Origin of the sequence: Paenibacillus sp. FSL H8-0282 (assembly GCF_037963825.1) — a bacterium.
In the GTDB taxonomy this organism is placed as follows: Bacteria; Bacillota; Bacilli; order Paenibacillales; family Paenibacillaceae; genus Paenibacillus_AQ; species Paenibacillus_AQ odorifer.
The window spans coordinates 1,251,343-1,263,163 of the sequence record NZ_CP150146.1 but is presented as its reverse complement, the minus strand read 5'-3'; the positions used below and the strand labels follow the sequence as shown (position 1 = coordinate 1,263,163).

Sequence of the window (11,821 nt, the reverse complement as noted above, 5' to 3'; positions counted from 1 at the left end):
TGGAGAATTGTCAGAGAATTATCAGGGGGCAGTCACAAGGTTCGTAAGCACGGTATCCAAGGATTGTTCTAACCGATGGAACCCCCGCTCTTCCTTCTCTCGTTCAAATAAATTCACATATTTGCGATACAAAGCTGGCTTGGGTGGAAACTCGTTACAAAAATGAACTATTCGATACAATGCATATATCCGCATCGGCACGAACCCTGACATCTCAAGCACCTGAAGTGCCTCATCCAACAGTTGCTCGGCTTCACGCCAAGACTTGCGCCGTAGAAACCACAAGCCCCTTGTAACTTTATAACTACCGATCTCACGCAAATAAGGTTTCTCCAGCAAAAGCGCTTCAATGTCTGTTGCCATCCGTTCTATTACGTGATCTTCTGTTCCCATCCACAAGTGTGCAAGCATTTCTGAGGTCGCCGTAATAGGAATGAAACTCTCATACCCCGGCTCTTTAATCACTTCATATGTTAGCTTTAGTCGTTCCAATGCTTTTTCCGGTTGCCCAGCCAGTATGTACAAATCCAGAATATTAAGGATCTCCACTTCTCGATGCTGAGGCGGCAAAAGAATCTTTTTCTCAAGGACTAACTCGCAGAACTCTAGTTTTTTCTTAGGATCACCCAATAGAACATAACAGATTAATAAGGAATAAAACCGTTCCTCTATCCCCACCTCGGTTGTGTTCAGCAGCCAATCCAAATCTCCCTGTACAAAATGAATATAGATCGAATAAAACGGATCCATCGCATACCCCAAAACATCCTGTTGGCGTGCGAGGATTAACATCGAGCGACCTTGGCCATATAGGTGATATTTCTTGAATACTTCCCGCATCGTCTTTTGCATCTCTAAGTCATATGTAGTCGGATTGGCCATAGCAGCTGAGGGCTCCTGCATAGTCAGACTATAACCAAATCCCCGAACAGTCTTAATATCTAAGTCTTGAAGCTTGCCTAGCTTTTTACGAAGCCGATAAATATGATCATCTACCGTTCGCTCTACCGGATATTCAAGCGGCCATACTTTATCCAATAGTTGTTCTCGACTGAATGTACGCCCTCTATTTTTGTACAAGAACTGAAAAAGCGTAAATTCTTTTGGGAATAATTCTATCGTTATCCCTTCTGCGGTCACTTTATATTCACTTTCATTTAATTCCAGCTGCATGATAGAACCTCACTTTCCCCGAACCCGCTCATTGGTTACATTATAACAGTCCGTCCAAGGCCTACTCCACCTCAAAAAAGAACATACAAAAAGAGCAACCCACAGATTCCTCTGCATGATTGCTCTCTCCTCTTCTAACCCATGCCACTTACCCAGCCATATTGTTAAAAGAATCCTGTTCACTAAATACGGATATGTGATCTACTGTACCGGTCGAGCTTGGAATAATAAATTTCAGCTGGTATTGGTCATTGGCTTGATAGGTGTAAATCTTATCCTCTCCGTTCACTTTGGTATCGTCAGGCTTACCGAGTGTTGCCTCAATTTGCTTCAGCGTCAGCTTTTGCAGCGCGGAATCACTTGAACGAACATCGAAGATTAAACTTCCTTTATTAAATCCAAACACGACATGTTTGTCAGTATAGGTTGCATAAATACCTTTTCCCGCTGACTCTTGTTGATCAGGTTTGCCCCAATCCGCTTCGACCTCATCAATGAGTCCGGTATGAGCGGCATATTTCACACCGGGTACCTTCCCCTTTTTGGCAAGCTCGAGTAACTCTTTAAGCTGTTTGTCGCTATTTTGTGAATTTGAGCTGGTTGAATCTTTATCAGTCTCCGTAGGGGAGGAAGTCGCTGCTGGTGCAGTTTCTGGTGCAGTTGCTGCTGGGGTGCTTGCTGGGCTCACTTCCGGCTCAGAGGTTGCTGTTACAGCCGTTTCTGTTGGCGCCGTTGCCTGGGATTCTGAATTCCCCGCCTCATTGTTCGAACTGCATCCAGCAAGCCCAATCATTCCTGTGAGCAGGATAGAGCCTGCTATTAATTTTATCTGTACTGACATGATGTCATCTCCTTAGTGGATTACCTTAAAGTCGACTTGCAAAAAATGAAACTGAACATACAGACGAGGTGAAAATCAAATAGTTGCAGGATAGCGGCAATACTTCTGGCTAACCCTCTTTTACCCATATCTACAAATATAAATTCATAAACACTCTATTTTTCTACATAAAACCCTTTTTTCCGACACCTAACTCAAGTAAGTTTCTCTTTAAAATCTCCACATAACTCCATTTAACTATAAACTCGTGAACTCATAAGCTCATAAACTCATGAACCATATGACCTTAGACGTCATTCCCTGCCTCGAAGGTTTCATTGCAGAACGTACAATAGAAAGGAGATAATCCTGCTTAAAAAGCAATCCATTGCATTCTGTGCAATAGATTCCAAAAGTAAACTGGTATCCGGCGTCCGGCATCCGGCGTCCTTCTGAGTACACGAACTGTAATCGCGACATTTGTTGAAGAATTTTCCATTCAAACGCAACCTTAATCCTCCAAGCCGCATCTTATTAGTAAAGGGAGGGGAGCTGCATCTGAATATTATAGAGAGAATTGTGGCAAAAGATGAGTCAGCTCTCCGCCTGTTAATGGACGAATATGGAGATATGCTGCTGCGAACCGCTTCTTTACTGCTCAAAGATAGACAAAGTGCCGAAGAAGCGGTACAAGATACTTTTATTCAAGCTTATGCCAAAATGAGTCAGTTACAGGAGCCGGATCGGCTGAAGGCATGGCTAATACGGATAGTGGTCAATCGCTGCCGCATGAGGCAACGGACTTGGAGCTGGCGTAATATTTTCCCGGCGGGAGGGTCAGAGCTGCAAACCAACGGGGATGCTGACTTCACAGCCGGAGCAGAAGAGCTTTTTATGGTGGAATGGCATAATGTCAGGCTCACCGAGTCCCTGAAAAATCTCGATTATCTATACCGGGAATGTCTAACTTTATATTACTTTCATGAGATGAGCATCCGGGAAATTTCCGAGCAATTAAATACATCTGAAAATACGATCAAATCCAGACTCGCCAGAGGCCGGACGCTCTTAAAAAAGATTTTGGTGAAGGAGGGACATTTCTTATGAATACAGAACGCGATGTGGTCAAAAAGCAGCTTGATGAAGAATTAAAAAACCTCCAGTTCACTGGACACGACCGGGTCATTAAGCAGACTCACCCTCCAACCTTTGGAGCCCGTTTATTGGCGCTGTGGAATAAGGAAATTGAGATCCCTGTCAAACCTATAGGTGCGATCGGTGCCATTATTCTAATCGTTTCGCTGACCCTGCATCAGCCAGAGATTAAACAACAGCCACAACAAAACACCCCGCAGCGTGCGAACCGAGAACTAATCGAAGCTGGAGGAAATACGTATTGGAAGGATATCTACGAGCAGGCGGTGAAAAAACATGAGAATTAAGATAAAAATCAAACATCTGGTGTTATTCGTGTTGCTCCCTGCCTCCCTGCTTATTCTTCTGTTTAACTTCTTACCTTCACAGAGGCAGATAGATCAGAGCACAGCTATTCAATCTAACATAGCTAGAACTGATCTTCTGCAAAAGCTGGCATCCACAACCGGGAGTAAACGTATGGAGCTAATCCGCACAAACATCCTTGATAAGGATCACAGCTATGATCCCTACAGATATGACGTTAATGTCAGTCCTTCGATGAGCCAGTGGAGTAATGATGAAACCCAGCGTTCCGGTTTATTACCGGAGGACATAGTACCTTTACTTGAGGAATATATCCTTGAGGGGCCTTCGGATAATACACGTATATTTGCGGCTAAGCAGTTAGCTTATGAATATGATGCTCTTGGCCGAAAGGAAGATGGAGATCAAGCGCTAATCACCGCAGCGAAACAGTTAAACAGCAGCTCCTCTGTAGCTAAACAGCTGGAGCTCCTTCGAGCGGAGCGGGCCCTAAATAGTGGCGATATAACAACCGCTGAAACAATTCTTGAACAAACCCCCTTTCCATCCGAGTCTCAGGAAGAGCTAAACGCACAAAAGGCATGGCTTACCGGGCGTTTACTCTTTACAAAAGGCGAAGCGCAGGAAGCACTTACCGTAGTAAACGATGGCTTGGAGAGCTACAAAAAATTCTGGCAGGATATTCATAAACAAATGAACGCTGCCACCAGCAGTTCGAACGAAGGCTCCAGAGACAATACAGGATCAGCAGCAGCACCAGAAGCTGGGACTTCAGATACTGAAAGACAGCTGGAATCGCTTCGAACCGCAATTCAGTCTGCTATAGATATGGGAAATACCTCAACTGCTGTCGTCTCCGGTACCCTTACACGAAGCGATGGCACCCCAGTTCCGCGGGCAGGTATTTTTCTCCGCGCTGAAAGCGAAGTTAACCATAGCATCACTTCTGCTGAACCGTACCGAATCGTCACAGATGCTGAAGGACGTTTCGAATTTCACGGTGTGATTCCGGGCTTTTATCAGTTACAGCTTGGACTTGGCTATGATCAGATCGACGGCTGGACTTGGCCTGTACAATATGACGATTGGATTGAAGTTAAACCATATGACAGGTTGAATGAGAGCATAGTTCTACAACCTCTGCTTGAACTGCAGTCTCCCATTAATCAGGAAACCCTAACAGGCAAGACCATAGATTTCCGCTGGAAAGCTGTTGAAGGAGCAGCTTACTATCGTTTAAGCGGTGGCGGGGAGGGGGCCGTGTTGGGCGTACAAATTCGGGATCGTATTGTAGATAACCATATCTCCATTCCTGTAGAAGAACTTTACGATGGCGGCGGTTTTTCCTATGGCAGCAGTGGAGATGGCTGGGAATCTATTGATCCCCTCTCCCTTCTCGGATTTATGAATCCCGAAGTGCGCTTTTCTTGGAATATTGAAGCCTTAGATGCAGATGGACACTTGATTACCCGCAGTAATGGCTACAGATTGAACGAAGACACCGTCGGCAATCTGCCGTTCTTTTATCTCAAGGAAAGAGAGCTTACTACGGCTGACCAACTCTTACTGGATAAGAAAACGGATCAGGCACTAGAAATGTACCAACAAAATATTGCCGATGACCCACAGGATGTTCATGCCCTGCACATGCTAGTAAAGTTGATGCTGGCAAAATCATCTCTCACAAAGGATACAACATTAGAAGATAAGGCGATTCCTTTACTCGAAAAGCTAATACAACTACAGCCTTCTACTAATTATGCCTTCACATTATCGCAGTACTATTTTGACCATGCGGACTGGAAGTCGTATAACGAATATTATTCCTACTACAACGAACTAAACGGACCCAATACTAACGGTTATGTACTTTCTATTAACGCTACAGCCCTCATGCAACAAGGGAAGCTTGAAGAAGCTCGTAAACAATTCGCGATCGCCCTAAAGTATGATGATAGCCATCGTTTTATTGGCAGCTTTTTGGCGGCAGAATTATACGCTGGTGAATCACTCTCTTCGGTAATGACACTTGCTGAGCGTTATCCTGAACACAGCTTTGGTCATAGTGGATACCGTTGGCCACAAATGATTAAACAACTGTTAGCGGAACGAAAAAATCAACCTAAAGTCTTTGACCAAGAGTTAAAAGAGAAGCTTGGATGGTATGTGAATGGTCAAACTGATGAGTTAAAGCAATGGATCGCAAATGCCAAACCCTCCGCTTTGAAGACCTTTATGCAGGCAGTTTTAGAGGTAAGCTAATTCATTAAAATAAACAAAAATCCGGTCCCGCTCGACAAATTCGAGCATGGACCGGATTTTTAATTACACATAATCTTTTATTTAGATTTAGCTTCCATCATGTAATTCTGGAAATCCGTGATACTTGGGTTAGACATATAGTGGCCACCCTCTACTTCAATCGTTTGGCCTGTGATGAATTTGGATTCATCCGATGCCAGGAACAAAACCGTATTGCCGATATCATCAGCTTCACCGTGATAAGGAAGCGCGTTGAATTTTTGGAAAATATCCAATACCGCTGGCGGCATATTTCTTGCAGCGGCAGGTGTTAGGATCAGCCCTGGTGCCACCCCGTTACAACGGATTTTGTCTTTACCATATTGTGTAGCGATGTAACGAGTAAGGTTCACAACAGCTGCCTTAGAGGAGCCATAAGCAGTACGCAATGAATCTCCAGCAAATGCTGACATCGAAGCTGTGTTAATGATCGAGCCTCCGCCCGCTTTAATCATATGAGGAATAGCAAACCGGCTGCCTAACAGAACACTTTTGGTATTTACGTTCATCAGGCGATCCCACTCTTCCAAATCTATATTGACCACATCAAGGTCTTTTTGCAGATTAGTTAGACCTACATTATTAAACAATATTGTGATGGTGCCATACTGAGCAACTGTGAAGTCAACAGCTTCCTTGATCGAATCCGCTTGGGAGGCATCTAAGAAAAGACCTTCAGCTTCTCCGCCTTCATTTTTAATCTTAGATGCTGCTTCTTTGGCTGCTACCACATTAAAATCGGCAATAACAACCTTTGCTCCTTCTCTAGCTAATAGAGTGGCAGCTGATAAGCCAATACCTGAAGCGCCTCCAGTTACTAATGCAACTTTACCTTGAACTCTTCCCATGTTCATACCCCTTTATAATGTTATTGTGCTTCTAAGATGACTTGGTTTATGTTTCAGAGCTATCAAAGCTCGTTAACAACTTCTCATAGATTTTCAAGAATTGCTGCAGTTCCTCCTCATTGAGCTTTTGGAACATTTCAGCTCTTAGCTCCTGTCCCTTAAGCTGTGCTTCCTTCAAAACGTCTTTTCCTTTGTCCGTGATAGATAGAAGTACATTCCGTCGATCATCTTCGTTATATTTTCGCTCGGCCATCTCCTGCTTAATTAGTCGATTAGCAATGTTAGTCATTGCTCCCGGCGTATATCCTAGTCTCTTAGCCAAAATAGTCTGCTTCAAGGGGCCTTTTTTATTCAATTCGCCCAAGACTAGAACTGGAGATATCCCAATATTGTGATCAAATGCGTTCATCCATCGGACAATAACTTCATTCGTAAATAATTCAACTGCATGTATTAGCTTAAAAATATCTGGATTTTCCAAGAGGTTCTCCTTTGGCATTCATGATGATCGGCTGCTTATAGAAGTATTTTAACACTAAAATATTTAATAGTAAAATATCTAATATTAAAAAAAAGAATGCTTGGTGAAAAGCATTCTTCAAATTGCGGATTTCTCAACAACATAAGTGCCAGCCAGCAAATCGTGAATCGCACGTTTACGGCGATGTAATCCAACCAACAAGTAATCCACCAGCATGATTGGACCCAGGACTTGAGTGAGGTCAAAAGCCAAATCCGACCATAAGGATAATTTGGCGGAAATAACGGTAAAGTCATAGCTGCTGACCGCAATTACCATTGAAAGAATCATACTAATCATTCGGAAAACATTTCGAATCAGAGCTTCCTTCACTGTAAGGTAATTCCCTTGCTCATTGACAATTTTTATTTTTAAAATCAGCTTCCCTGGAGTTCCGCCAAATCTAACGATCATAAAGATATCAAATGCGATAAACAAAATGTACTCCAGGATAATAGGTATCTCCGAGTGTAATGAAACAGCTAATGAATTGAGTATCAAGTATACGATAACCCCAGGTATTCCAATGACTAAGAAATCAAGAATGGAAGCCAGCACTCTTTTCCAAAACCCTATAAAATTCTCCTGATCCAAATGCTCGGGTAGAATGTTATCCATGCAAGCACTCCTCTCTCTATCATTTACTTTGTCGCTCAATCCCTATTTAACAATCCCTTAGGAGGATGCGGGTTTCCCCTCGCCCCTTAGTTCCTGTATTTGTCGCTGCAAATTAACGATTTCCGCCACTAGCGCTGCATTCTCCGCCTCAGAATCCACACCGCTACTCTGAATCAGCTGATTCAGACGCAGCTGCAGGAGGGCAAGGTTATCCTCCCGAGCCTGTTCTATACCAGTAAGCAGACGGGTTCTGTCTTTTGCGAAGTATTCAGCATACGTTCCTTGAAAAAACTTTGGTGCCTGAGACGGCTCTAATATCACCAAGCGATTAGCCACTTTAGAGTGAAGATAACGGTCATGCGAGACCATTACTAACCCGCCGGGATACACCATAAGTGCCTCTTCTACTCGTTCCCTAGTGTCAATATCCAGATAATTAGTGGGTTCATCTAAAACCAATAAATTCGCTTTTCCAAAATACAACTTGAGAAAAGCCACACGGCATTTCTCTCCCAGACTCAAATCCCCAATCCGTTTAAATACATCGTCCCGCGTAAATAAAAAGCAACCCAGAATCGTACGCGCCTCCGTTTGGGTCATTCCCGGCAGTTCAAGCAAGCTATCCAGAATCGTAGAGTTCATTTCTAAGTTATCTAGCTCTTGTGCAAAATAACCGATTGTCGTCCGTGGATGCAGCCGCACTTCACCTTTTGTAGGCTTATTGATCCCTGCAATCAATTTCAGCAGCGTAGACTTTCCAACACCATTAGGACCCAGAATAGACAGTCGGTCTCCCCGGTTTAGCGACAAACTGAAATCCCTAAGAAAAGGCGCACTCCCCTCATAGGCAAACTCTATCTCACGGAGTGTCAGTAAAGAATCTGCCAGAAACTCTTCGCTTTCCAGCTTCATCTTCAGCTTGCCAGTCTCGCGGGGCAATTCTACACGGTTCTTATTTAACCGTTCCAGTGCAGCTTCCTTGGCATGGAAACGAGACACATTCTTCTTGGATTTCGAACGCAGAAAATCATTTTGTCCGGCAGCACGATGCGCTTGCTGGAACCATTCTGCATACCGCCTAATGCTCTCCAGCAGCTTCTCCTTTTCTTGCTCCTGCTTTTTATATTGTCCCTCCAATGTTCTCAGCTCTATAGTCTTCTGCTCCCGGTATTGTGTATATCCACCCGAATAACGCCGGCACCCCTCCGGACTAAGCTCCAGCACAGACGTCGCAGTTCGATCGATAAATGTACGATCATGCGATACATAAAACACGGTTCCAGGGTAGTTGCACACCCAATGCTCCAACCACTCCATCGTTTCTCCATCTATGTGATTGGTCGGTTCATCCAGAATCAATAGCTTGGGCTGCCGGGCTAATAATGCTGCTAATTGCACCCGTGTCTTTTGCCCTCCACTAAGTGAGGCGTATGGCAAATCCCAGACTGCATGTTCAAGATTGAGCTGCTTTAGACTTTTTTCCGCTTTGACCTCCCAGCCATATCCATCAAGCTGCAAGTAACGATCGTACACCTCTGCATATTCAGCCAATTCAGCTTCGTTATCAGCTTTCTGCTCCTGCAGTCTCTGACTGAGGGCTTCGAGCTGGCGTTTTAATTCAGGCAGCTGTGCTGACCCTGAAAGAACGTAGTCCAATGCGGTTACTTCCCCCGGTACCTCAAGCTGTTGATCGAGCACACCCCATTCTTCAGATGGCAAACCATGATAGATACTTCCCTCTTCAAAAGTAAGCCGACCGATCAGCCCCTTAAGCAGTGTGGTTTTGCCAATCCCGTTTCGTCCGAATAAAAGCACGCGCTCTCCCTCAGCTATCTCAAAGGATACCTCCTTAAATAAAGGGATCCCATTCCATTCCTTACGTAAATTCTTCACTTTAATTACAGTCATCTTTCATTCCTCCGATTTCATTGCAAATAAAAAACCGCAGCCAACGGTCTGCGGTCGAATAGCGTATGAAGGGGGAATGTGCCCAGACATGGATAAACTACGGCCGTGTTCTCCTGCTGGATGCAGAGTAAACCAACACAATAGATAGAACTATCCATATAAAAGCATCGTAAGACCCCCGACCGACACACGTATCCCTGACCGTTATCACCCTGCGCGGGTGCTCCGTGACTTGTGCATATGCACTTCACAAACTTTATGGTCTGTTTCAGGAAACGTGTTAGTTATTCATCAGTCGGTGGCCCTCCGTAATTGTCCGTATTTTAGAATAAGTACAGTATATAACAATTTAAATCAGAAATAAAAGGCCAAGAACAATTATAACTTAATCTTTACCACCTGAGTCTGCGCATTCCACTGCACCTGAACAGCGAATAAATCAGGTAAGATACTCAGCGGAATTAGTAATCGGTTATTTTCGTTGCGTGACGGTAAAATCGTAATGGATTTCCCATTCACAATAGCCTTATTGGATAATGGCTTATGTGTCACCGTACGATTGCCGATCGTAATTATCAGTGCTCCTGTCCCCGCTTCACTATGCAAAGTACCACCCAGTAAGGCCACGGATTCTCTCAGCGGAACAAACACACGGGAATTTTCCAATATAAAAGGATCCTTCAGCTTTGTTGTCGTCCCATTGATCTCAAAAGTTCCCGCAAACTTATTACTTCCCACAGAGTACCCGTTTTTAGTTGCAATATTCTCCATAGCCAGTGTGCTCGTTGTAATGATAACTCGAGTATTCTTGGCTACTTTTGGATACAGCCAATGAATATCATCATTATGCATTCGAATACAACCGGCGCTAACGTACTTCCCTATCGATGACTCATTATTATTGCCGTGAATCGCATACGTCGTGCCATAGGTCCCGTTCACTTCCAGCCCCAGCCAGCGGTCGCCAAGCGGATTGGCCGGATCCCCACCGGGAATTTTCTCTTTGTAGTAGGGTCTGTTTTTTACTTTAACCACCATTTTGAAGCTACCTTCTGGCGTCAGTTCCTTCGACTTTCCTGTGGCAACCGGAAAAGTCTTCACCAGCTTGCCGTCACTGAAATACGCGAGTTTGTTTGTTTTTTTGTTCACGATAATCAGATCTGAGCCAGCAGCTTCCACCCTTCCAACTCCTGTAAAGCAAGCAGCGAACAAAAGTCCAAATACAAGCATCAGTTTAATGTTCCGCTGTAAAAAAGTTTGAAACCGGCCTCCCGAAAAGCATAAATTCATCTTGCTCCACCTCCGTTATATAAAGACGAAATCATTTCAAATATGTTGCGTACCAGCCTGTACCTATTCTTTTCAACTCGTCCACTCCCGCTTGACGCAGAGATTGCAATACTGTAACCAGTGAATGCATGACAAAAAGCCGACCTTTAGATACGTAAAGCTCAGCACGCGCATAAACACATAAGTTGCGGACTCCAGAGACCCTATTTGCAACTATTGCGCTGTTTTGGGATGCTATCGGACTCCAGCGCAGTTATTTGCTCAAATACCCTCGAATTCCTTGCTCTTCACGACCAATAGTGTCTCTCAGGTCCGAAACTCGCTCCAAAAGGCCTAAAACACGCGAATAGCTGCATCTGAGTCCGTTAGCACAGTTACCTACCACATCTCCACTACAACTCCACCACATCTCCACCACGCTCCTGACGCTCCAGCCCTAAACTAACTGCGCTGCACATTTGCCCGTATCCCATTATCCCGAAGCTCAACTCACCAGCCTCCAAACTAACTACGATTTTACCGTCGAAGATCAGCTAGCGCATAAGCGCATAAGTCGCGGACTCCAGAGACTCTATTTGTAATATTTTCGCCGTTTTGGGATGCTATCGGACTCCAGCGCAGTTATTTGCTCAAAAACCCTCGAATTCCTTGCTCTTCGGGACCAATAAGGTCTCTCGGGTCCGAAACTCGCTCCAAAAACCCTAAAACACGCGAATAGCTGCATCTAAGTCCTTTGGCAAACCAGTTAGTTTCAGGTTGGTTTCTAGTTTGTTTCCAGTACATTTCTGGTTAGTTTCTAGTTCGTTTCTTATTAGCTACTACTCGTCCCTACCTCCTCCCTATCTCTTTGTCAGCTCGTTTCTACTCCCTTCCGTTCTTCCT

At 44.3% G+C, this 11,821-nt stretch carries 10 protein-coding genes; 3 read left to right on the top strand and 7 right to left on the bottom strand.

From position 1 onward, the window contains the following. Positions 1-21 precede the first annotated feature (21 nt). Both NST94_RS05410 and NST94_RS05405 read right to left on the bottom strand, forming a co-directional pair. Positions 22-1,173: a winged helix-turn-helix domain-containing protein gene (locus tag NST94_RS05410; protein WP_081393669.1), complete on the bottom strand. Its 1,152-nt coding sequence runs from the start codon at positions 1,171-1,173 to the stop codon at positions 22-24. A 148-nt stretch (positions 1,174-1,321) separates the two neighbouring features. Beyond that, entirely contained in the window at positions 1,322-2,014 is a 693-nt protein-coding gene (locus NST94_RS05405; RefSeq protein ID WP_339281755.1) for a YjgB family protein, read from the bottom strand. A gap of 558 nt (positions 2,015-2,572) precedes the next feature. On the opposite strand from NST94_RS05405, the gene NST94_RS05400 reads away from it, so the two are divergent. Genes NST94_RS05400 through NST94_RS05390 form a run of 3 tightly spaced genes read left to right on the top strand, consistent with a single transcriptional unit; the run spans position 2,573 to position 5,716 of the window. Further along, positions 2,573-3,100 carry a sigma-70 family RNA polymerase sigma factor gene (locus tag NST94_RS05400; RefSeq protein WP_339171830.1) on the top strand — a complete coding sequence of 176 codons (528 nt, stop codon included), beginning with the start codon at positions 2,573-2,575 and terminating at the stop codon, positions 3,098-3,100. After that, positions 3,097-3,435 carry a hypothetical protein gene (locus NST94_RS05395; RefSeq protein WP_076129549.1) on the top strand — a complete coding sequence of 113 codons (339 nt, stop codon included), beginning with the start codon at positions 3,097-3,099 and terminating at the stop codon, positions 3,433-3,435. The genes NST94_RS05400 and NST94_RS05395 overlap by 4 nt, the downstream gene beginning before the upstream one ends. Continuing rightward, a complete protein-coding gene (locus NST94_RS05390) occupies positions 3,425-5,716 on the top strand; it encodes a carboxypeptidase-like regulatory domain-containing protein (RefSeq protein WP_339281754.1) in 2,292 nt (763 codons plus the stop codon). The genes NST94_RS05395 and NST94_RS05390 overlap by 11 nt, the downstream gene beginning before the upstream one ends. Positions 5,717-5,793: 77 nt before the next feature. On the opposite strand, the gene NST94_RS05385 is transcribed toward NST94_RS05390, so the two are convergent. The 5 genes from NST94_RS05385 to NST94_RS05365 form a co-directional block, all read right to left on the bottom strand. Further along, positions 5,794-6,603 carry an SDR family NAD(P)-dependent oxidoreductase gene (locus NST94_RS05385; RefSeq protein ID WP_339281753.1) on the bottom strand — a complete coding sequence of 270 codons (810 nt, stop codon included), beginning with the start codon at positions 6,601-6,603 and terminating at the stop codon, positions 5,794-5,796. A 46-nt stretch (positions 6,604-6,649) separates the two neighbouring features. After that, complete coding sequence (locus NST94_RS05380) at positions 6,650-7,084, bottom strand: MarR family transcriptional regulator (protein ID WP_076129552.1); 435 nt, start codon at positions 7,082-7,084, stop codon at positions 6,650-6,652. Between the two features lie 117 nt (positions 7,085-7,201). Next, the gene (locus NST94_RS05375) at positions 7,202-7,741 is read right to left on the bottom strand and encodes an RDD family protein (protein WP_339281752.1); all 540 of its coding nucleotides are present in this window, start codon (positions 7,739-7,741) and stop codon (positions 7,202-7,204) included. Positions 7,742-7,798: 57 nt separating this feature from the next. Next, positions 7,799-9,649 carry an ABC-F family ATP-binding cassette domain-containing protein gene (locus NST94_RS05370; protein WP_339281751.1) on the bottom strand — a complete coding sequence of 617 codons (1,851 nt, stop codon included), beginning with the start codon at positions 9,647-9,649 and terminating at the stop codon, positions 7,799-7,801. Between the two features lie 378 nt (positions 9,650-10,027). Continuing rightward, complete coding sequence (locus tag NST94_RS05365; RefSeq protein WP_339281750.1) at positions 10,028-10,939, bottom strand: L,D-transpeptidase family protein; 912 nt, start codon at positions 10,937-10,939, stop codon at positions 10,028-10,030. Positions 10,940-11,821 lie beyond the last annotated feature (882 nt).